The organism is Asaia sp. W19, from assembly GCF_003994335.1.
In the GTDB taxonomy this organism is placed as follows: Bacteria; Pseudomonadota; Alphaproteobacteria; order Acetobacterales; family Acetobacteraceae; genus Asaia.
Window position 1 is genome coordinate 74,076 of record NZ_PNQZ01000019.1, and the last position, 20,838, is coordinate 94,913.

Sequence of the window (20,838 nt, forward strand, 5' to 3'; positions counted from 1 at the left end):
ACCAGAAAAAGGAGCTCCGCCGGCAGGGGCAAGGAGACGTGTCTTTACTTTTTCAAATACTTGAACATAGTGGCGTGATGTTCGGGCGTAATCACATCGCGCCGCCCTAGGAGGAATGAAGCGTTGGGTGCTCCTCGCGAAATAGCCGTAGTCACAATTCTGGACGCCGCGCAAAAAGTTTTTGCGGAACACGGATTCAGTGGCGCAAGCATCGCCGAAGTTGCTCGGGTCGCGGGCATTCCCAAGGCGAATATTCATTATTATTTTTCAACGAAAGAAACTCTGTATCAGGAAGTCCTGCGTCGGACGATGCAGGAATGGCTTGGGGGCTGCGAAGCCTGGCTCAAGCCCGAGATGCCCGCATCGGAAGCCTTGGAGGGCTATATCGAGGCAAAACTCGCCTTCTCGCGCAGTAATCCCCAGGCCTCACGCGTATTTGCGCACGAAATTCTTGGGGGCGCGCGCTACCTGCAGGACTATATCTCCAGCACGTTGCGCGAGGCGATCCGTCCATTCGAAGCGACAATTGCGGTGTGGATGGACCGGCAGGAAATCCCCAGGGGCGACCCCCTCCACTTCCTGTTCTGTCTTTGGGCGATGACACAGTGGTACGCGGACATGCAGCCACAACTCACCGGTCTTCTGGGCCAGAAATCACTGGAGGAGAAGGATTTCAGCGCAGCAGCCAGGACCATCCTCTCCCTCGTCACACGGGCCTGAGCCACACTTCTTCCCATGTTCGATGACGAGCCGAGGATACGCCTCATCGCGTTCATCGCTACGGCTGGGGCCGTCGGTCTCCCTATGATCGCGCATCTTCGGACTTCCACCCCCATTCGCAAGGCAGCGCGCGTCCGTCTCGGTCAGGCCGGATCTACAGGGAAAGACACTCTGGTCAGGGCCCGAACCGTGCCATTGCCAAAGGCGATCCCACCCGTCATCGTTTCACACGCTCGCCGACATGACGCCTCCCGTTTCGGCGCGTCGGGCCCACGGCCCCTTTCGCGTTCACCATCATGGCGACCACAGGAGTTCGGAACATGCCAAATCATCAGCCCATCTTGCCGGAAAACAACGGCATTGACGCCGAGGCTCTCTGGCATGACCTGCTTGAAGCAGCCGAATTCGGGGCCACTGCCAAGGGCGGCGTGTCTCGTCTCGCCCTGACGCCGGAAGACCGTCAGGTGCGCGACTGGTTTGCGCGTACATGTATCTCGCTAGGGGCGACCCTCTCTACCGATGGGATGGGCAACCAGTTCGCCCGCTTCGAGGGGCGTGAGCCTGGCCTCGCCCCCATTGCGATCGGGAGCCATCTCGACAGCCCGCCCAGCGGCGGGAAATTCGCTGGCGTCGTCGGCGCGGTCGCCGGTATCGCCATCTTGCGGGCGTTGCGCGAGAGCGGGGTCCGGACCCGTCACCCTATCGAGATCGTGAACTGGACAAACGAAGAAGGCGCGCGCTTCTCCCCGGCCATGCTCGGATCGGGCGTTTTTTCGGGCGTCTTCACGTCGGCGTTCGCATTGAGTCGCGTGGACGCTTCGGGCACCTTCTTCGAAGAAGCGTTGGGTGCGATAGAGGCCGCAGGGAGCGCGGCCCGCGGTTCTCATGAACTCACCGCCTATCTCGAACTCGATATCGAACAGGGCCCCGTTCTTGAGGCGGAGCGCTGCGCTATTGGCATAGTGACCGGCGTTCAGGGCATGCGCTGGTACGAAGTCACGGTAAGCGGTCGGGAGACCCATGCGGGTACCACCCCCATGACGATGCGTGCCGACGCCTTGCAGGCCGCAGCACGACTGATGGCCTCGGTACAGGAGATCGCGCTCAATCGCGCGCCTCATGCCGTGGGAACAGTGGGCAGGGTTTCCCTCAAGCCCAACAACCCCAACACCGTGCCGGGCGAGGTCTGCTTCAGCGTGGATCTGCGTGACCCGAATGACGCGGTCGTGCTCGCCATGGAAAACAGCTTCCGCGACCGTGCCGCTGCCCTTGCGCGCGAATATGGGGTGAATATCGGTATCCGAGAGGTGTGGGACTTGCCTGCCACCCAGTTCGACCAACGCGTGATCGATGCGATCGCCCATGCCACTCGCAGCCTGCACCTCACTGCCAGAGAACTCATTTCAGGCGCGGGACACGACGCTGTCTATCTGGCGCGTGTCGTGCCGAGCGCCATGATCTTCGTGCCATGTGCCGGTGGCCTCAGCCATAATGAAGCCGAGTCCGCGACGAAAGAAGACATCGCTGCCGGGGCTGCAGTGTTGATGCAAAGCCTGCTGGCTATCGACGTACGACTGGATCCGCCGACTGCGTGACGGGGCGCAGTATCATTCCTGACTAATCACAGGCCCCGCCGCGTTCTTGCGGGCAAGCAGGACGATCACAAACGCGATCCCAGCCAGAGCCGTGCCGCTCATGGAGACCGCTCCGTAGCCGAGCCCGGCGGAGAGCACGCCGCCCCCCAGCCACGCACCGAGGGCGTTACCAAGGTTGAACGCCCCGATATTGACAGAGGAAGCGAGCGCAGGCGCCTTTCGGGCGGCCTGCATGGTGCGCATCTGAAGCGCTGGCATGATGGCGAAAGAAGCTGCGCTCCAGACCAGAATACCTGCGATCGCGCCCACAGAACTAACGGCGAGAAACGGATAGACGAGCATGACCGCGCCGAGCACGGGCAGCATCACCTTGAGCGCGAAGCCCGTGGAGCGATCGGCCAGCCTTCCGCCAAGAGCCGCGCCGATACTGAACCCGACCCCGATGGTCATCAGGGCCAGCGTCACCAGTGCATCGCTCGCCCGTGTGATGGTGTGCAGGAAGGGCGCAATATAGGTGTAGAGAACGAACATGATCCCAGCCCCGAGTGTCGTGACCGTCAGGGCCAGGAGCACCTCCCCGCCCATGAGCACGCGCAACTCGCCCAGAACATCCGGTCGCGCCGATCGGCCTCGTGGCGGAAGTGCGACGGAAAGAGCCAATACGGCAAGGGCACCGAGCAGGGCCGTGACCAGAAACGCGCTGCGCCAGCCCATGGTATCGCCAAGCCAGGTTGCCGCCGGCACGCCAAAGATATTCGCTATGGTCAGGCCCAGAAACATCGAGGCCACTGCCGATGCACGCCGCTCCGGCGCGACCACACTCGATGCCTCGACCGCGCCGAGACCAAAAAAGGCGCCGTGTGAGAGACTGGTCACCACGCGCCAGAACATGAGCAGGGCGTAGCTGTGGCTCAATCCGGCCCCAAGATTGCCGATGATATAAAGCGCCATCAACCCGATCAGGGCGGCCTTGCGTGAGACCGCTCCGAGCAGGAGCGTCATGAACGGCGCGCCGATCATGACGCCGAAGGCATAGGCGCTCACGAGCCCTCCTGCCTTCGGCACGCTGACATGCAGATCCTGCGCAATGACCGGCAACAGCCCCATTGGGGTGAATTCGGTCGTGCCAATGGCAAAGGCCCCTACTGCCAGAGAAAGCAGCGCGCTGCGAGCAGACGCCATATTACCCCCCGAAGAATTAAAGCTCACGCAAGTTCTTCTTACTTTGCAGAACCCGCGCGCCATGCCACCACTTGGACCTGATTTTTCCACAAGGAGCCGGAGCAAGACAATGACCACGCCCTTTGCCGATAGCAATCACGACGCCCTGTGGCTGCCTTTCACGGCCAATCGCCAGTTCCGCGATTCACCGCGTATGCTCGTTTCGGCCAAGGGCATGTATTATCGCGATGATAAAGGGCGTGAAGTGCTCGATGGTTGCGCAGGGCTATGGTGCGTGAATGCCGGTCACAGCCAGCCCCGCATTGTCGAGGCGGTGCAGAAGACAGTTGCGACCCTCGATTTCGCCCCGGCCTTCCAGATGGGTCACCCTCTCGCCTTTGAAGCGGCCGATCGCGTGGCGCGACTTGCACCCAACCCGCTCAACCATGTGTTCTTCTGTAATTCAGGGTCAGAAGCAGGCGATACCGCTCTCAAGATCGCCATTGCCTATCATCGCCTGCGTGGCGAGGGCACGCGTACCCGGCTGATTGGTCGTGAGCGCGCTTATCATGGCGTCGGATTTGGCGGCATCTCGGTCGGTGGGATCTCGGGCAACCGCAAGCTATACGGCTCGCTTTTGACTGGAGTGGATCATCTCCCGCACACGCTCGATCTGCGTCGCAACGCTTTCTCCCGCGGCCTCCCCGAACATGGTGCGGAGCTTGCCGATGATCTGGAGCGCATCGTCGCTCTCCATGATGCTTCCAACATCGCTGCTGTCATCGTCGAGCCCATGGCGGGATCGACAGGCGTGCTTCCGGCTCCCAAAGGCTATCTGAAGCGTCTGCGCGAGATCTGCACCAAGCACGGCATCGTGCTGATCTTCGATGAGGTCATTACGGGGTTCGGTCGCCTCGGTGCCGCGTTCGCTGCCGAAAAATACGGCGTCGTGCCCGACATCATGACGGTCGCCAAGGGCATCACCAACGGGACAATCCCGATGGGCGCGAATATCGTCTCGGACGAAATATTCGAGGCTTTCATGCAAGGACCGCGCGAAGCCATCGATCTGCCGCACGGATACACCTACTCGGCCCATCCGATCGCCTGTGCAGCCGCCATCGCGACACTGGATACCTATGCCGAAGAGCATCTATTCGAGCGCGCCGCCGCCCTCTCTCCTTATTTTGAAGAAGCCGCGCACGCGCTCAAGGGCGCGCGGCATGTGGTCGACATCCGTAATGAGGGCCTTGTCGCCGGAATCGAACTCGCCCCACGCCAGGCGAAGACGACGCGCGCTTTCGAAGTGTTCGAGAAGGCATTCAATGAAGGGCTCCTGCTTCGCTACACCGGCGATATTCTGGCGATCTCGCCGCCCCTGATCATCGAGAAAAACGAGATCGATCGTATCTTCGAAACGATTGGCCGCATTCTCAAATCGGTCGACTAAGAATCAGATCCGGGTCCCACAAACATGGGGCTCGGGTTCCTCCGAAACGCTGGTGAGTTGGACAGAGCTTTCGTGACCTCCTGGTCAAAGCGCATCATCGACCCTGATCGCGCCCGCCACCGCCGATACGGGTGCTCATCTCAAAACTAATGCTGCTGAGACGCGGAACAATGTGCCCATCCCCATCGTGGCTTTGAGCGACAGGATTCCTGCGGGAGACACCGGACGGGATTTCAAGCGACAACGCAGGATGTCGAACCGCGTGATGAGCTACTTCTCACCGGGAGTCGGCACGCGACTCAATCGCGTGCGATGATCGTCTAAAGGTCGCTTCCGGCTTGCAGCGCCGCGCAGGAGCGACACCCGGGTGCCGAAGCGCCACTTCGAAGACCGGTTCCGGTCATGGTGTGCTGGGGCGGCCATAGCGACATTACTGGTCCCTGCGTGAGGCCTGCCGGGAAGGCTCCTCCAGTACGCAAGCCCCTCCTCTATCGAGCTGTACCGCGTATCGATCGTATCACCCTTCGCCATGATGGCGATTTGTGAGCCTCGCCCGCTGTCAGCATTCGCGCGTTCGGACAATGCTCATATGGCTCAGGTACCTGGCGAAGGCGTGCTGGCCCCGCGCGTCAGAGAGACGAAAACCTCATTTTCCGCTTGCTCCTGACGTAGGGGGAGGATCGCATGGTGTGGGTGGAGAAGAAGAAAGGGGAGCCATGACGCGTAATCGATCGATCGGTGAGATGGCAGAACAATGCGGGCTTTCTGTCCGTGCTCTGCGTCATCTCGAAGCGAAGGGCCTCATCACGCCCCGACGAAGCGAGGCCGGAAGGCGCTTCTACGGTGAACGGGAAGCCAGACTGATCATGAAGATCGTGCTCCTGCGTCAGGCAGGGTATCGCCTTGCGGAGATCTCGACGGCGATGCTCACCCCAGATCTCGACTCCCGGAGCCTGATCGATAATCAGATTCTGCATTTGAGCGCCAGATATCGGCAGATCGATCAGATGTTGCGACGACTTCGTCACACACGGACATTGCTCGAAAAGCGCCCGGCCTCGGACGTGGATACGCTCTGTTCCCTGATCAAGGAGGCACAGACAATCATGAACAACCACGACCTCAAAGCCGTTGTACAACGCTACCTGACACCGGGAGAAATGGCGCGATGGGAGGAAGTCGCCCCAAGCCTCTTCCGCGCTCAGGAGGAAAAGAAGGGCTATACCGCCCAATGGCATTCCCTGATTTCACGATGCGAGGCGGCCATGGCGCGAGGCACGCCCCCGGGCGCACCACTGGCCCGCGCCTTGCTCGATGAGTGGCGTATTCTTCAGACCCCGATGGTCGACGCGTTGGGTACCGAGCACTGGACCAAGATGGCGCGTATGTATGCGGAAATGGAGAGCTGGCAGACCGAGACTTTGAAGGGTCCCTTCAGTGCCGAGGTCTATCGCTTCATGTCCGAAACCGCGGAAATCGTCCGACGGGGAAACCAGGATAGGCAGCGCCCGTATCGAGGTTGACCAACCCACCATGCACAAGGCACCCGCATGACGCGAAGACATGGCTACGCGTCATGCGTGACGAGTTGGCACGTCAGCGTTGGGCGAGCGATCGCGGCCGCGCAGGGTTGACCCAATCGGAATGACATTGGGCCCCTGTCGGAGGAAGCGGACGTCTCAAAGGGCCGTTCGCCTCAGGGGACATCTGTCTTCTCAAAGCCCTGCCCATCAATGAGATGGCGCAGACGCGCCCAATCCTCATCGCCGAAGCTCTGCACCTTGAGACGGGATTTGGAGGAGGCGCGGGTGATGGCGGTGTTGTTCCAGTCAGCACCGCTCACCCCGGTCCATAGCGCCAATTCGAAGGCATCACCCTGGACGCTTCGACCCTTGATAATGACGTCACCCGTCGAAGGGGCCGGTGAGGTCAGGGGCGCCCAGCCATGGGTATGGGCCTGCAGCCAGTCATTGAGCTGTGCAATCTCCTGCCCATTCAGTATCCGGTTTTGTCCGGATTGCTCAATGGTAAGGCTCGCCTCGGCCAGACGCTCGAATTTGAGCGGTCGCAGCGACGGCAGTGCAAAAAACCAGATCACGGCGACGGTGGAGAAAACAACCGCCAGAAACCCGACGACAAGCAGGGTCTCCTTTCTCACGCCACGCTCTCCTGACGGAAAAACGTCTGAACGGCCGCACAGACACGTGCCACTTCGTCATCTTTCAGTTCCGGGTGCAGAGGCAGCGCCAGAATGCGGGCGCCGAGCCCCTCCGAGACCGGGAGAGATACCGTCTCATCATGATGCTCCGCATAGGCGGGCTGCGCGTGAAGCGGACGCGGATAGTACACCACACTGGGTACACCCTCACGGCCCAGATGGGCCTGGAGTGCATCGCGCGTGGCAGCGTCGGGCAATAGGATGGAATAGATCGCCCAGGCGCTGCGCGACTGCGCGACACGCATCGGCGTCTGCACCAGATCCGCGAGCGCGTCGTCATAGGCGGTAGCGATGGCGTCGCGACGCGCAAGTTCCGCCTCGAATACATCGAGCTTGGCGAGCAAGATGGCCGCCTGCAAGGTGTCCAGACGCCCGTTCAGCCCGATGCGCAGAACCTCATAACGCGTCCGGCCCTCACCATGAGTACGCAGCGAGCGATAGAGTGCCGCGCGTTCGGCATCATCGGTCAGAATGGCTCCGCCGTCGCCATAGGCGCCGAGCGGCTTGGAGGGGAAGAAAGAAAGCGTGGTCGCGAGCGCCTCGCGCCCGAGCTTGCGCCCGGCCAGGGACGCACCGAAAGCCTGTGCGCAATCAGCAACCAGGACGAGATCCTGCTCCGAGGCAATACGGCGCAGAACCTCCCAGGGGGCTGGCTGGCCGAAGAGATCCACACCGATGATGACACGGGGCTCCAACTCCTCCTGCGCTCGTATGGAGGCGATGCGGGCCTCGAGATTGGCAGGATCGATCTGGAAAGTGGCAGGATCGACATCGACGAAAACCGGCGTCGCGCCGAGGAGGAGCACGACTTCGGCCGTGGCCGTATAGGTGAAGGCCGGCAAGAAAACCGCATCGCCCGGGCCGATCTCCTCGGCCATGAGCACCATGAGCAGGGCGTCGGTGCCGGAGGAAACACTGACTGCGTGAGCCGCGCCGCTATAGTCGCAGAGACGGGCTTCGAGCTCGTCGACTTCCGGGCCCATCACGAATTTGCAGTGTTCGAGCACGGTGTCGATGCGCTTGCGCAGGGGGGCGCCCAGCCGGGCCTGTTGTCTGGGCAGATCCAGAAAGGAAATGGGGGCGTTGTTGTTCATTGCACCTGTTTTTCCGTCTTCAGCCACCGGACGGCGACCCTCTATGGCGCGCGACCATGCCACAAGACGCCTGTTTTACGAAGCCGCCGCGCCAGATGACTGGCGCTCTTCCTCACCCGAGGAAGAAGGATGACGCACCTCCCCCAGCGGGTTATGCGCAAATTCGGGTACCAGCGCCTTGATGATCGCGAGGGCTTCGTCGACGTCGTCGCGCAGGCTCGCTGCCTCCAGCGTCTGAAGAAGGGCTGTCGCGGCCTGCAGATCGGTCATGCGCGGCGTAGCCATTTTGAGGCCGGGCGCATCGGTCGGCACGGGGGCCTCACGTCCGTGGAACAGCTCTTCATAGAGCTTTTCACCCGGCCGCAGGCCTGTGAACCGTATGGCGACGTCCTCATCCGGCCTGAGCCCTGCAAGGCGTACCATCTGGCGGGCCAGGTCCAGAATGCGCACGGGCTCACCCATATCGAGTACGAAGATGCCCCCCTGCTGCAGGCGCTGATCGGTCTCGTCCGCCTGTCGGCGCGAGGCCGTGCCGCGCACACTGGCTTGCAGGACGAGTCCCACCGCCTCAGGCACGGTCATGAAATAGCGCGTCATGTCCGGATGGGTCACCGTGAGCGGCCCCCCTTGCTCGAGCTGCCTGCGAAACAGGGGGACGACCGAGCCGGTCGAGCCCAGTACATTGCCAAAGCGCACCGTCACGCAGCGGAATTTCGACCCCCGGGATTCGGCCTCGACGGCGAGCGCCTGACAATAGATCTCGGCGCAGCGCTTGGTCGCCCCCATGATGCTCGATGGATTGACGGCCTTGTCACTCGAAATCAGCACCATGGCAGAGGCGCCATGACGTATGGCCGCGTCAGCCACGATCCGCGTACCGATCAGATTCGTCAGCACACCCTCACAGGGATTGGCTTCGACAATCGGCACGTGCTTGAGCGCAGCGGCGTGGAAAACCAGAGCGGGCTTGTAGGTCTGGAAAACCTCATCCACACGCTGGGCATCGCGTATATTGGCGATGATCACGCGACGGGTGACATCCGGGCAGGACTCCGACAATTCGAGATCGATTTGCCACAGCGCGAATTCACCATGATCGAGGAGAAGCAATTGCGCTGGCCCGAACTGTGCGACCTGACGGGCAAGTTCTGATCCGATCGTCCCGCCGGCCCCGGTGACGAGCACCACCTGGCCCTGAATCAGCCGCGCCATCCCCTCGCGATCGAGGGGCACCTCGGGACGATTGAGCAGATCCTCCAGAGCAATCGGGCGCATCTGGATTTCGTCCGCAGGCGTCAGACTCGTCATGGAGGGCGCACGCTGCACCGCAATACCATGGGCCTGTCCGGCATCGAGAACCACCGAAAGCTGGGAGCCACGCCACTCGGGATCGGTTACGATGACACTATCAGGCAGCATGTCATTACGGGTCATGCGATCGAGCACGCTCCCGAGATCTTCCGCAACGCCCAGAATGGGCACACCGTGCAGGCGTCGGCCCTGCTGCCCGCGCGAACGGGTGACCAGGCCAGTGACGTGATAGGGGCGATCCGAAGCGCGCTCGAGCGCTCGCAGGAACAGGTCGAGACTCAGATCGGACCCCGCGAGCAGAACGCGGATCTTCTGCCCCTGCGCCTGGCTGCGCATTGTGCCATAGACCCGCGTCAGAAGCCGTCCGCCCCCCAGACCGACAAGCAGGACCAGCGCATAGATCAGGGGAAAGGTAGGCGATGGAAGTGGAAAGCCCGAGAGCCAAAGCGTCAGCGAGAAGAGGGCAGAGCCGCCTATCGAAGCAGCCGCGATGCCTCTCAGATCTGCAACGCCCGAGAAGCGCCAGTATTGCTGCGGAATTCTGAAGGGCAAACCGCTGAGCAGCAGGGTAATAGCGCCTCCCATGATGAACCACAAAGGGTGGAGCAGCCCGTCATGCGGCGCGGCCAGAAAGCGTGCGAGAGGCGCTGCAACAGCCGAAATCAGGCCATCAGCCAGCACATTGACGGCGATGCGCCCTGAAGATCGGTGGCGTCGCACCATGGATGGAGAGACGGGTGCCGGGTTATGAGAGTGTTGCTTCGTGTTCACACCGCACTTATAGCCCCCAAATCCCATTTTCTGCGATGCCCTCTCATCGGGCTTTTCGCCCGGTCACGAAAAAATATCGGATATGTCGATGATACCCCTGGTCATTTGCTGCGCAGGTGCCGCTGCTCTTAGCGCGCTGCTTATCCGTCACATGATCCGCGTGGGCGTCATGGACGTTCCGGGTCATCGCAGTTCCCACACGCGTCCCACCCCCAAAGGGGGCGGAATCGGAATCGTGATAGCCTTCCTGCTCGTCTTCCCGCTCTCGCAGCTCTGGACCCAGGGCGATCTGCCAGGCCCTTCCCTGCTGCTGCCCTTGATCGCGGTCGCCCTGCTCGCCCTGTTCTCCTGGCTCGACGATATCCACTCCTACCGGGCGTCATTCAAGCTTGGGGTTCAGGGCCTTGCCGCCCTCATGGCGCTCGCCGGTTTGAGCGTACAGATTTTCCCGGTCTCGACGGGAGCGCTAGTCGCGCTCGCTGTCATGGGAGGCATCGGCTTCTTCTGGCTGGTTTATGTCACGAATGCGCTGAACTTCATCGACGGCATCAATGGTCTTGCCGCAGGGGCCATGTGTCTGAGTGCGCTGGTGGTGGCCGTTCTCTTTCACCTGGCGGGTCGGAGCGGTCTGATGGATGCAGCGCTCATTCTCGCGTGCTGCCTCATGGCGTTCCTGCCCTTCAACTTTCCCAGGGCGCGTATTTTCATGGGCGATGTCGGCAGTCAGGGAGCGGGGCTCGCGCTCTCCTGGTTAGGACTCGAGGCCGCTCGGGTGACGGTATGGCCGCTGATCATGCCATTCCTGCTTTTCGGAATTCTCTATGATGTTGGCTTCACCCTGGTCAGGCGACTTCTCGCGGGCGATCCGCTCGCCCAGGCGCATCGGAGCCACCTCTACCAGCTCGCGACCCGAAGCGGCGTCTCCCCCATGGCGGTGACCCTGCTCTCCTGGTGTTTCGTTCTTTGGGGAGGGGTGGTGTACCTGCAGCCTTGGCCACTCTGGGCCCGCGCCTTTCTGGTACTCCTGCCCCAGATCGGCTGGACCTCGCTGGTGATCAGCCGCGCACGCGCCTCGGATCTGGGAAAATGGTGAAGGGCTGATCAGGGTTTCTGGCGCGCCATGAGCACGACCGGCGTGTCCATATAGGAGGCATCTGTAAAGAACGCATAGCCGTTACGTTGCGCCAGCCGCAAAGAGGCAGCGTTATGCTTGTCGATCATGCAGACGCTGCGTTTATGGCGGGTCGCGGAATCGAGCCACGCACAAGCGGCGGAAACTGCTTCGCTGCCGAAACCCTGACCATGACACCAGGAGGCGAGCAGCCATCCTGCCTCGGGGAATCCTTCGAAGGCCTCATGAAGCCCGCGCCTGTTCTCTCCAAAGCCCACGGTTCCAACAAAACGCCCTGTCTCGCGGGATCTGACGACCCAGAACCCGTAGCCAAGGATATCCCAGAAGCCTCGATAGCGTATCAGGCGTTCCCAGCTCTCTCTGGGCGTGGACGGTATGCCGGTGATGTAGCGTATCACTTCCGGCTCGGCCCGCATGGCAGCGAAATCGTCGAAATCGCATCGTTCAGGCCGAGTTAAAATGAGGCGCTCTGTTTCAAGCGCGAAGGACGTTACCGTCATTGTCTTCTCCCTCACCCGAAAGAGCCTGGATCATAGCGTCCACGCCGGCAAGCGCGAGAAACCAGGTAAAAAAAAACCGCGCTCCCTTACGGGACGCGGTTTCCTGTCTAAAGAGGCGTGGAGGCGGAACCAGTCAGCACCCTCGCCCCTGCCTAAGAGGCAGATCAGCCTGCGATGCGGCGTACGTTCATACGCTCGACAGAGCCACGGCTGGTCTTGGCGGCCGGCTTGACCACGCCCGAAGCTTCGCTCATCAGCGAACGCATCTCACGCAGGAAAGCCGAGCCCTTCAGGGTGCGCTGCACGAGCACCGAGCGACGATCAAGCGGGTCAACCTTGCGGCGGGCAAGATCGAGTTCGCCGAGACGGTCAAGCGCGCGGGTGATGGCGGGCTTCGAAACGTTGAGCTCCTGCGCCAGTCCACGCACCGTATGCGCGCCGTCCTGCAGGTAGCAGGTCAGGAAAACACCGAGCTGGCGTGCGGAAAGATCGGGACCATCCTTGCGGACGAGTGAGACGATCGTGTCGCGAAGAAGGTTCAGCATCTGGTCGTTCTGTGCCTGGGCCATCGAAAAAACTCCTGAATGCATCGCGCAGGGGGCGCGGCTGAAATGGTCTTACCCGTCGCCCAAGTAAGCCACCCCGCGCAGCCACTCTGCTTCCGGGGACGCCACGCCTTGGGTGCGTGTCCTGTTGACGCCTGTCGGAGGGAATGGTCCCGGGTTCAATCCCGATGAGCGTTGCATTCCTACAACATCCGCCAAACGATACGCAGTCATATAGGTTCGTTTTGGTAATCGGTTTAGTATCTTTTTGTTGAAACTCAGTGACTAAGCCTGCGCAAACCCTGCGTTTTCATTAATCATACGTAATGTAGCGGCCACGAGGGCGCGAAGTGCGAGCGTTTCGCCACCCTCCGGACGGCCTGGCGCCGCACTGTCATTCCAGGCGTAAGTGTCGATATGTGCCCATTTTACAGTGGGTTCGACGAAGTGCTGCAGGAAGAGCGCTGCCGTAATCGCCCCCGCCATCGGCTTATCGGTCACATTGCCAAGATGGGCATTTTTGCGGCGGAGCCATGCGTTGTAGCCATGCCAGAGTGGCAATTGCCACATGGCGTCTCCCTCTGCCTCGGCAGCGCTCAAGAGGATTTGAGCCCATTCGGCGTTGTTCGAGAACAAGGCAGGCAAATCCGGACCCAAGGCGACACGGGCGGCGCCTGTCAGAGTCGCCGCATCAAGCAGCCAGTCCGGCTTCGACTCGCAGGCTTCGGTGAGCAGGTCAGCGAGAACAAGCCGTCCTTCGGCATCGGTATTGCCGACCTCGACGCTAAGCCCGGCGCGTGTTTCCAGAATATCGCCGGGACGCATGGCATGGCCCGAGATGCTGTTCTCGACGCACCCAAGCCGTATCTCCACTCGAATGGGCAGGTCCATGGCCATGATGACATGGGCCAGTGCGAGCATCAGTGCGGCTCCACCCATATCCTTTTTCATGCGTAGCATGCCGCTTGCGGGCTTGATGTCATACCCGCCCGTATCGAAACAGACCCCCTTCCCAACGAGGGAGAGTAAAGGGGCGGACTCCCCGGCACAGCTTCCACGCCACTGCGCCAGAACGACATGGGCGGGACGATCCGAACCCGCCCCCACAGCAGCGAGGCACGGATAAGCGTATTCGAGTGCCTCTCCGGACAGGAGCGTACATGTCGCTCCGTGCGCCCTGAGCGTCTCGGCAGCGCTCTCGGCGAGCTCCTTTGGGCCCAGCAGATTGGCTGGCTGATTGATCAGATCCCGTCCGAGCCAGAAACCCTGCGCAGTTGGAAGTACACAGGGGCTCAAATGCACCCCCGCTCCAGGCAGAACGAGCTTCGTGTCGAAGCTGAGCGTGCGACCCACAGCATAACGGTAGGCCCCCATGCAGAATCCCAGCACCACATCAGAGAGGATATCCGGACAATTTTGCGTTGTTGTCGCGTCGACCATGGGCATCCATGTGCCTTTCGGAAGCCCGGTTGCGAGCGCTCCGAAACAGGCGGCATCTCTGCGGGTGGGATCGAAAACGAAAATCCCATGGGCGATGCCGGAGGAACCTGGCACCAGATAGAGCCGTCCGGCCTCTACGGGGCCGACCATTTCAAGAAGCGCTTCGGATTGCGCGCCGAGCAGGGCATTGATGTCCTGCCCCTCGGGGACGATATGAACTGCTCTGGGCGTTTCCTGTTCCGCCATAGAGGCGTGCTGCACCAGACAGAGTTGTTCCGGATTGCGCATTTCATTCACCCTTTCGTACAGATCCATCTCGGCCGGACGGGCCTTCTCGAGCTGTGACAGTCACGGCCTCGTCTTGCAATTCCAACCATCATGCACAAGCATCATGTCATGAAGTCGCAGCACCATGTCATGCCACGCAGGGTTCGCGCCGTGCTCGGCCCTACCAATACCGGCAAGACCCATTATGCGCTCGAGCGCCTTCTGGCCCATGACTCGGGAATCATCGGCTTCCCGCTGCGCCTGCTGGCGCGCGAAAACTACGAGCGCATGGTCAGGCTCAAAGGGGTACGCCATGTTGCGCTGATCACAGGGGAGGAAAAGATCGTTCCTCCCGACGCGAAATGGCTCTCCTGCACGACTGAGGCAATGCCCCTGACCCGCAAGGTCGAATTCGTGGCCGTGGACGAGATCCAGCTCAGCAGCGATCCCGATCGTGGCCATGTGTTCACGGACAGGCTTCTGAATGCGCGTGGCAATGTCGAAACCCTGTTCCTCGGGGCGGAAACCATACGTCCCCTTCTGCAGCGGCTGGTCCCGGGAATTGAAATCGATACGCGCCCCCGCCTGTCGAGCCTCATCCACACAGGCCACACCAAGCTTTCGCGGCTTCCCGCCCGCTCGGCCATCGTGGCGTTCTCGGCGGCTGAGGTCTACGCGATCGCCGAGATCATACGGCGAAGGCGGGGCGGCTGTGCCCTGATCATGGGACAGCTCTCTCCACGAACGCGGAACGCGCAGGTCGAGCTCTACCAGAACAAGGATGTCGATTACCTGGTCGCCACCGATGCAATCGGCATGGGGCTCAACATGGATGTGAACCATGTGGCTCTCGCCTCGCTGACCAAATTTGACGGGGCCTCCCTGCGCCCCCTGACGGCGCAGGAATGTGCCCAGATCGCCGGGCGCGCCGGGCGTGGCATGAAGGACGGCACGTTCGGTACCACTGGCGAAGCGCGTCCTATGTCAGAGGCGCTTGTGGATGCCATCGAGGCCCATCGTTTCGACCCGATCGAGCGCGTGAGCTGGCGTAATGCAGACCTGGACTTCGCTACACCTTATGCCCTGCTCGACAGCCTGAACGCGCCCCCCCCGCGACGTGGACTCGTGGCCGGGAGACCAGCTTCCGACGTACTCACGCTGGAGAGCCTCGCCGGCGAGGGCGACATCCGCGACGCGGCGCGTGGGCGCAAGGCGACACAGCTCCTCTGGGAGGTCTGCCAGATCCCGGATTTCCGCAAGCTGGGCGATGACTCGCATGTCCGGCTTTGCCACCGCCTGTTCCTTCACCTGCTCCAGGATGGCGGCATTCCCGCGTCGTGGTTCGACTCTCATATAGCCGGTTTTTCCCGGCTTGAGGGCGATATCGACACGCTCATGCATCGACTGACAGGGATTCGGATCTGCGCCTATGTGGCCGCAAGGAGCGAATGGAGCGATCGCGCGCAGCACTGGCAGGATCGGACGCGGGAAGTCGAGGACCTGCTTTCCGATGCCCTGCATGAGCGGCTGACCGCGCGCTTTGTCGACAGACGGGCCACCTCGCTCTTGCGCCGCCTCGATAGCGAGGGGGCCCGGGATCTGCTTTCGGCCGTCACGCGCGAAGGCCAGGTGATCGTGGAAGGACACGCAGTGGGGCGGATCGAGGGTTTCACGCTCATGCCCGACCGCGAGGAGGCCCTGCCGGAGAAGAAACTCATGATGCGCGCAGGTCGCCGCGCATTGCTGCACGAGATCCCACGACGCGTTCAGGCCCTCGTTACCGCGTCGGACGAGGCTTTCTCGCTCGATCCCGCAACGGGTCGGCTTTCGTGGGAGAATGTCGTGATCGCCCGACTGGTGCGCGGCACGGCGCTCCTCTCACCCGCCATCCAGATTCTCGGGGGGGAATTTGCGGATACGAAGCAGCGCGACCTCGTTCAGGAGCGCCTGCAGGATTTTGTCAGGGCCCATCTGCGTGCTTCCCTCGCGCCGCTCTATGCCCTGGCGGCCCTACGTCAGCCCAACCCGGCCCTGCGGGGGCTTACCCATCGTCTCATGGAATATGGCGGTGTCGCGCCTCTCCTTCCTCTGGAGCCAGCGAGCCATGGGGGACAGGCCATCGCCCATTTTCGCCGGCTCGGCATTCTGTTCACCCCTTACGGTGTCTTTATGCCCGCATTGCTCAAGCCCGCACCCATGACGCTCAGGGCGATCCTGCTCAGCCTGTGGCATGGTCATGCGCTCCCCTCCTTCGATGCCCGCCAGGTCACGTTCGACGCCCCCGCCATTGCGCCCCTGGCAACACTGGGCTGGGTACATGCCTGCCGGGTGTGGCTGCGTTTAGACCGTGTCGAGAAGCTTCTCGGTGAGCTTCATCGGGCGACACGCCATGGCCCCTGCCCCTTGCCGGAGGGCCTGGCCGCCCGCTACGGTCTGCCGCCCAAAACCCTGATGGAAACCCTCAAGGCGCTCACTATCCGTGTGCGCGCGCCCCTGACACTCGCGCCGGATCAGTTTGGTCCCGAAGCGCCGGCCCTGCTGCTCGGGCCAGTCAAAAACCGTCATCATGCTGCCCCGCACCGAAAAGTGTCGCACGCAGCGCATGCCAACCGTCCATCGCCGGACAGTCCCTTCGCGGCCCTGTCCGCACTTGATCTAGGGAGGAAACAGCGTTGACGGCCGACAACGACAAGGATTGCCAGCGCCTAGACCTCTGGCTGTGGCATGCGCGTGTCTGCCGCCAGCGCAGCGACTGCGCCGCCCTGATCACCAAGGGGGCAGTGCGGATCAACCGACAGGTGACAAACAAACCCCATGCCCGCGTCCGGATTGGCGATGTATTGGGTTTGCCCGGACATCCCTGGCCCGAGATTAGGATCTGGCGTGTACTGGATCTGGCCGAGCGCCGCGGGTCAGCCACCCAGGCTGCCCTGCTCTATGAAGTCATCAGTGAGAACAGCGCCGCCTGACCGTGCTTTGCCTCATACGAAGTAAACATATGCTTGCCAGAAGCAGGAAGTTCCGCCTATCTGCGGCATTCCTTTTTGCATAATCCCCTTGGGGTGACTTACCCCAGTCGGGATCATCTCGGGCCGAGTGGCCCCAGCCTAAGATCGGAGACACCAATGGCCTATGTGGTCACCGAAAACTGCATACGCTGCAAATATACGGATTGCGTCGAGGTCTGTCCCGTCGATTGCTTCTATGCGGGTGAGAACTTCCTCGTGATCAATCCCGATGAGTGCATCGATTGCGGCGTTTGTGAGCCGGAATGCCCTGCCGAGGCGATCTTCCCCGATAGCGACGACCGAGCGACGCCGTGGCTCGAGGTCAACAGCAAATACGCGGCTGTCTGGCCCAACATCACGCGCAAGATCGACTCGATGCCCGATGCTGATGAATGGAAAGACAAACCGGGCAAGGACGCGATGCTGTCCCCGGAGCCGCACAAGGACTGATCTGGCAGAGGACGCCCGACGCGTTCTGGGCCGACATTGGCCCCGAACGCCCTGGCAGGAGCCCGGCCCAAGGCGGTGTTTTCACCGGATCATCCGGTGACGGTCTCTGTGACTGAGACGCTTGAGATAAGGAAAAAGGCCCCGAGGACATCCTCGGGGCCTTTTTTCATGACGCGGCATTTTCGCTGCAGGCCCCGGCCCGTTAAGGGGGGCGCCTGCAGACGGGAAAATGTCAGCGCGACATCATGTTCATGCTGACATCGTGAATGATGAAGATTGTTCCACCGACGATGATGAGCACGCAGATGACCGCGAAGGCAAATGCCGTGTTGTTCCAGGACTGGCTCGAACTGCTGTTCATATGCAGGAAGTAGATCAGATGCACGAAGATCTGAACCACTGCCAGCGCAGCGATGACCCCAAAGGTCATGCCGGGGGACATAAGGTGCATCTCGACGATAGCGAACGCCGCTACCGTCAGGATGGCCGCAATCACGAAGCCGATGATGTACGAGGCGAAGCTGCCGTGAGACTCGCCTTCGTGTTGATGGGTCGATGCTTGGCTCATCAGATCACACTCAACAGATAAACGAAGGTGAACACGCAGATCCAGACGATGTCCAGGAAGTGCCAGAAGAGGCTCAGGCACTGGAGTTTGTCCATGTAGCGTGTGCTGAACACCTGCGAGCTGAAGCTCTGGACCATCAGAACGGCGATCCAGACCAGACCACAGGTAACGTGAAGCCCGTGTGTCGCCACCAGCGTGAAGAAGGCGGAAAGGAACGCTGAGCGATCCGGACCGGCACCTTCATGGATGAGGTGAGCGAATTCATTGACCTCGAGGACGAGGAAGCCCAGGCCGAGCAGGAAGGTGACGGCGAGCCATGCGAGCATGGCGCCCTGCTTGCGGGCATAGGCCGAAAGCATGCCGAAACCGAAGGTGATCGAGCTGAGCAGGAGGAGGGCCGTTTCCAGCCCCACCCCGTTCAGATCAAACAGCTCCTTGCCCGTCGGGCCACCGGCGAACTGGGTGCGCATGACAGCGAAGGTGGCGAACAGCGTTCCGAAAAGGAGGCAGTCCGTCATCAGATAGACCCAGAAACCAAACACGTTATTCGTGTGGTGGTGTTCGTGGTCGTCGATGCCGTGTGCGGTGCCGTGCGGCGTTGCTGAGATATTTGCCATTGTTATTCTGCCGCCTGTGCTGTCAGCGAGCGGACATAGTTTTCCTGGTCGCGTTCGATTTCGCTGACCGGGACATAGTAGTCCACATCATTGTTGAAGCTGCGCAGGATGACCGTTGCGAACACGCCGATAAGGGCGAGCGCTGCGAGCCACCAGATGTACCAGATCGCCGCGAAGCCAAGCACGAAGCTGAAGGCACCGACGAAGAAACCGGCAGCCGTGTTCTTCGGCATATGGATCGGTGCGAGCACCTTACCTTCATAGCTGCGACGGCCCATCTGCTTCTCGGTATGGAACGTATCGATACCGTGAATGTCAGGAAGGACGGCGAAGTTATAAGCCGGCGGAGGCGAGGACATCGACCATTCCAGCGTACGCGCATTCCACGGATCGCCCGTGAAATCACGGCTTTCCGGCAGGTTGCGGTCGCGGATCGACACGTAGATCTGCATCAGCTGGCAGACGACACCCAGAGCGATGACGGCAGCGCCGAAGCCTGCGATCAGCATCTGAACATGCCAGTCGGCATTGTCGTAATGGTTCATACGGCGCGTCATGCCTTCGAAGCCCGCGATATAGAGCGGCACGAATGCAAGATAGAAGCCAACGAACCAGAGCCAGAAGGCGCGCTTGCCCCAGGCCTCGTTCATCTTGAAGCCGAGAACCTTCGGCCACCAGAAGTTCAGACCGGCAACGTAACCGAAGTAAACGCCACCAATGATCACGTTGTGGAAGTGGGCAACAAGGAACAGCGAGTTATGCAGCACGAAGTCGGCTGCCGGCATCGCCATCATGACGCCCGTCATGCCACCGATGGAGAAGGTGACCATGAAGCCGATGACCCAGTACATGATGCCGTTGAACTGAATACGACCCTTGTACATGGTGAACAGCCAGTTGAAGATCTTCACGCCCGTCGGGACGGCGATGATCATCGTGGCGACGCCGAAGAAGGCGTTGACGTTCGGGCCTGCGCCCATGGTGAAGAAGTGGTGAGCCCAGACGATGAAGGACAGAACGCCGATCGCAAGCGTGGCGTAAACCATCACGCGATAGCCGAAGAGGGGCTTGCGCGAGAATGTCTGGGTGATTTCCGAGAACACACCGAAGGCCGGCAGAACCAGAATGTAAACTTCCGGGTGACCCCACGTCCAGATGAGCGAAAGATACAGCTGAACGCTGCCGCCGCCATCATTGGTGAAGAAGTGCATACCCAGATAACGGTCGAGCGCGAGCTCCGCGAGAGTAACCGTCAGAACCGGGAAGACCGCCATGATCAGAACGACCGTGACGAAAGCCGTCCAGGTGAAAACGGGGAGCTGCATCCAGCCCATGCCCGGAGCGCGCATCTTCACGATGGTGACGAAGAAGTTCACGCCAGTGAGCAAGGTACCGACACCTGCGAGCTGCACCGCCCAGATGTAATAGTCCACACCGACACCGGGGCTGAACTGCTGCTCGGACAGAGGCGGGTAAACCAGCCAGCCGCACTGAGCGAATTCACCAATGAACAGCGAGACGTTGATCAGAACCGCGCTGATCGTGGTCATCCAGAAGCTCAGCGAGTTCAGGAACGGAAAGGCCACGTCACGTGCGCCGATCTGCAGCGGCACGATGACGTTGAGCAGACCCGTCATGAACGCCATGGCCATGAAGAAGATCATGATCGTGCCATGGGCGGAGAAGATCTGGTCGTAATGGTGCGGGGGCAGATAGCCCGGGTTGCCATTATAGGCCAGAGCGAGCTGGCTGCGCATCATGATGGCGTCGGCGAAGCCGCGGAACAGCATGACGAGGGCAAGCACAATATACATGATGCCCAGACGCTTATGGTCGACCGAGGTCAGCCATTCACGCCACAGATAGCCCCATTTGCCGAAATAGGTGATGGCACCCAGAACGGCGAGAGCGGCAATAACGACACCGGTGAATGTGCCAACAAGAATAGGCACATCCAACGGTATCGCTGAAAGGGTTAACTTACCTAGCAT

Annotated in this window: 18 protein-coding genes; 8 read left to right on the forward strand and 10 right to left on the reverse strand. The window is 61.1% G+C overall.

What is annotated here, in order from left to right; all coding sequences use genetic code 11:
• The first annotated feature begins 123 nt into the window (after positions 1-123).
• Positions 124-720: a TetR family transcriptional regulator C-terminal domain-containing protein gene (locus C0V97_RS04600; RefSeq protein ID WP_127101154.1), complete on the forward strand. Its 597-nt coding sequence runs from the start codon at positions 124-126 to the stop codon at positions 718-720.
• A 320-nt stretch (positions 721-1,040) separates the two neighbouring features.
• Positions 1,041-2,315 (forward strand): Zn-dependent hydrolase, encoded by a 1,275-nt coding sequence (locus tag C0V97_RS04605; protein WP_127101156.1) that lies wholly within the window; start codon positions 1,041-1,043, stop codon positions 2,313-2,315.
• A 12-nt stretch (positions 2,316-2,327) separates the two neighbouring features.
• Here the strand turns inward: C0V97_RS04605 and C0V97_RS04610 are convergent, their stop codons facing one another.
• Positions 2,328-3,497, reverse strand: a complete 1,170-nt coding sequence (locus C0V97_RS04610) for an MFS transporter (RefSeq protein ID WP_127101158.1) — start codon at positions 3,495-3,497, stop codon at positions 2,328-2,330.
• A 109-nt stretch (positions 3,498-3,606) separates the two neighbouring features.
• Between C0V97_RS04610 and C0V97_RS04615 the strand changes: the two genes are divergently transcribed.
• The gene (locus C0V97_RS04615) at positions 3,607-4,926 is read left to right on the forward strand and encodes an aspartate aminotransferase family protein (RefSeq protein WP_127101160.1); all 1,320 of its coding nucleotides are present in this window, start codon (positions 3,607-3,609) and stop codon (positions 4,924-4,926) included.
• A 716-nt stretch (positions 4,927-5,642) separates the two neighbouring features.
• Positions 5,643-6,449: a MerR family DNA-binding transcriptional regulator gene (locus C0V97_RS04620; protein WP_158625340.1), complete on the forward strand. Its 807-nt coding sequence runs from the start codon at positions 5,643-5,645 to the stop codon at positions 6,447-6,449.
• A 173-nt stretch (positions 6,450-6,622) separates the two neighbouring features.
• Here the strand turns inward: C0V97_RS04620 and C0V97_RS04625 are convergent, their stop codons facing one another.
• From C0V97_RS04625 to C0V97_RS04635, 3 genes are all read right to left on the reverse strand, one after another.
• Positions 6,623-7,084 carry a hypothetical protein gene (locus C0V97_RS04625; protein WP_127101164.1) on the reverse strand — a complete coding sequence of 154 codons (462 nt, stop codon included), beginning with the start codon at positions 7,082-7,084 and terminating at the stop codon, positions 6,623-6,625.
• Positions 7,081-8,238: a DegT/DnrJ/EryC1/StrS aminotransferase family protein gene (locus C0V97_RS04630; RefSeq protein WP_127101166.1), complete on the reverse strand. Its 1,158-nt coding sequence runs from the start codon at positions 8,236-8,238 to the stop codon at positions 7,081-7,083. Before C0V97_RS04630 ends, C0V97_RS04625 begins: the two co-directional genes overlap by 4 nt.
• 75 nt (positions 8,239-8,313) lie before the next feature.
• A complete protein-coding gene (locus C0V97_RS04635; protein ID WP_127101505.1) occupies positions 8,314-10,272 on the reverse strand; it encodes a nucleoside-diphosphate sugar epimerase/dehydratase in 1,959 nt (652 codons plus the stop codon).
• Between the two features lie 130 nt (positions 10,273-10,402).
• Here C0V97_RS04635 and C0V97_RS04640 point away from each other — a divergent pair, with 130 nt between their 5' ends.
• On the forward strand, positions 10,403-11,413 hold the full coding sequence (locus C0V97_RS04640; RefSeq protein ID WP_127101168.1) for a hypothetical protein: 1,011 nt from the start codon (positions 10,403-10,405) through the stop codon (positions 11,411-11,413).
• A gap of 8 nt (positions 11,414-11,421) precedes the next feature.
• Here C0V97_RS04640 and C0V97_RS04645 read toward each other — a convergent pair whose 3' ends face one another.
• The 3 genes from C0V97_RS04645 to C0V97_RS04655 form a co-directional block, all read right to left on the reverse strand.
• Positions 11,422-11,952 carry a GNAT family N-acetyltransferase gene (locus C0V97_RS04645; protein ID WP_127101170.1) on the reverse strand — a complete coding sequence of 177 codons (531 nt, stop codon included), beginning with the start codon at positions 11,950-11,952 and terminating at the stop codon, positions 11,422-11,424.
• 164 nt (positions 11,953-12,116) lie between these two features.
• Positions 12,117-12,521: a MarR family transcriptional regulator gene (locus C0V97_RS04650; protein ID WP_127101172.1), complete on the reverse strand. Its 405-nt coding sequence runs from the start codon at positions 12,519-12,521 to the stop codon at positions 12,117-12,119.
• Between the two features lie 261 nt (positions 12,522-12,782).
• Complete coding sequence (locus C0V97_RS04655) at positions 12,783-14,225, reverse strand: M17 family metallopeptidase (protein WP_199751634.1); 1,443 nt, start codon at positions 14,223-14,225, stop codon at positions 12,783-12,785.
• Between the two features lie 108 nt (positions 14,226-14,333).
• Between C0V97_RS04655 and C0V97_RS04660 the strand changes: the two genes are divergently transcribed.
• The 3 genes from C0V97_RS04660 to fdxA all read left to right on the forward strand — a co-directional run bounded on the left by C0V97_RS04660 (position 14,334) and on the right by fdxA (position 17,662).
• Positions 14,334-16,880 (forward strand): helicase-related protein, encoded by a 2,547-nt coding sequence (locus tag C0V97_RS04660; RefSeq protein WP_233581972.1) that lies wholly within the window; start codon positions 14,334-14,336, stop codon positions 16,878-16,880.
• On the forward strand, positions 16,877-17,173 hold the full coding sequence (locus tag C0V97_RS04665) for an RNA-binding S4 domain-containing protein (RefSeq protein ID WP_127101174.1): 297 nt from the start codon (positions 16,877-16,879) through the stop codon (positions 17,171-17,173). The genes C0V97_RS04660 and C0V97_RS04665 overlap by 4 nt, the downstream gene beginning before the upstream one ends.
• Before the next feature lie 156 nt (positions 17,174-17,329).
• Entirely contained in the window at positions 17,330-17,662 is a 333-nt protein-coding gene (fdxA, locus tag C0V97_RS04670) for a ferredoxin FdxA (protein ID WP_025841814.1), read from the forward strand.
• Between the two features lie 232 nt (positions 17,663-17,894).
• Here fdxA and cyoD read toward each other — a convergent pair whose 3' ends face one another.
• The 3 genes from cyoD to cyoB are packed head-to-tail and all read right to left on the reverse strand — an operon-like array spanning position 17,895 to position 20,838.
• On the reverse strand, positions 17,895-18,230 hold the full coding sequence (gene cyoD / locus C0V97_RS04675) for a cytochrome o ubiquinol oxidase subunit IV (RefSeq protein WP_127101176.1): 336 nt from the start codon (positions 18,228-18,230) through the stop codon (positions 17,895-17,897).
• On the reverse strand, positions 18,230-18,847 hold the full coding sequence (gene cyoC / locus C0V97_RS04680) for a cytochrome o ubiquinol oxidase subunit III (protein ID WP_127101178.1): 618 nt from the start codon (positions 18,845-18,847) through the stop codon (positions 18,230-18,232). The genes cyoD and cyoC overlap by 1 nt, the downstream gene beginning before the upstream one ends.
• A 2-nt stretch (positions 18,848-18,849) precedes the next feature.
• Positions 18,850-20,838 carry a cytochrome o ubiquinol oxidase subunit I gene (gene cyoB, locus C0V97_RS04685; RefSeq protein ID WP_127101180.1) on the reverse strand — a complete coding sequence of 663 codons (1,989 nt, stop codon included), beginning with the start codon at positions 20,836-20,838 and terminating at the stop codon, positions 18,850-18,852.

Bases quoted from the DNA above. Each gene is read 5' to 3' on its own strand.
- C0V97_RS04605 (WP_127101156.1), top strand. From the start codon at position 1,041: ATGCCAAATCATCAGCCCATCTTGCCGGAAAACAACGGCATTGACGCC.
- C0V97_RS04610 (WP_127101158.1), bottom strand. From the start codon at position 3,497: ATGGCGTCTGCTCGCAGCGCGCTGCTTTCTCTGGCAGTAGGGGCCTTT.
- C0V97_RS04615 (WP_127101160.1), top strand. From the start codon at position 3,607: ATGACCACGCCCTTTGCCGATAGCAATCACGACGCCCTGTGGCTGCCT.
- C0V97_RS04620 (WP_158625340.1), top strand. From the start codon at position 5,643: ATGACGCGTAATCGATCGATCGGTGAGATGGCAGAACAATGCGGGCTT.
- C0V97_RS04630 (WP_127101166.1), bottom strand. From the start codon at position 8,238: ATGAACAACAACGCCCCCATTTCCTTTCTGGATCTGCCCAGACAACAG.
- C0V97_RS04635 (WP_127101505.1), bottom strand. From the start codon at position 10,272: ATGGTGCGACGCCACCGATCTTCAGGGCGCATCGCCGTCAATGTGCTG.
- C0V97_RS04640 (WP_127101168.1), top strand. From the start codon at position 10,403: ATGTCGATGATACCCCTGGTCATTTGCTGCGCAGGTGCCGCTGCTCTT.
- C0V97_RS04645 (WP_127101170.1), bottom strand. From the start codon at position 11,952: ATGACGGTAACGTCCTTCGCGCTTGAAACAGAGCGCCTCATTTTAACT.
- C0V97_RS04650 (WP_127101172.1), bottom strand. From the start codon at position 12,521: ATGGCCCAGGCACAGAACGACCAGATGCTGAACCTTCTTCGCGACACG.
- C0V97_RS04655 (WP_199751634.1), bottom strand. From the start codon at position 14,225: ATGCGCAATCCGGAACAACTCTGTCTGGTGCAGCACGCCTCTATGGCG.
- C0V97_RS04660 (WP_233581972.1), top strand. From the start codon at position 14,334: ATGAAGTCGCAGCACCATGTCATGCCACGCAGGGTTCGCGCCGTGCTC.
- fdxA (WP_025841814.1), top strand. From the start codon at position 17,330: ATGGCCTATGTGGTCACCGAAAACTGCATACGCTGCAAATATACGGAT.
- cyoD (WP_127101176.1), bottom strand. From the start codon at position 18,230: ATGAGCCAAGCATCGACCCATCAACACGAAGGCGAGTCTCACGGCAGC.
- cyoC (WP_127101178.1), bottom strand. From the start codon at position 18,847: ATGGCAAATATCTCAGCAACGCCGCACGGCACCGCACACGGCATCGAC.
- cyoB (WP_127101180.1), bottom strand. From the start codon at position 20,838: ATGCTAGGTAAGTTAACCCTTTCAGCGATACCGTTGGATGTGCCTATT.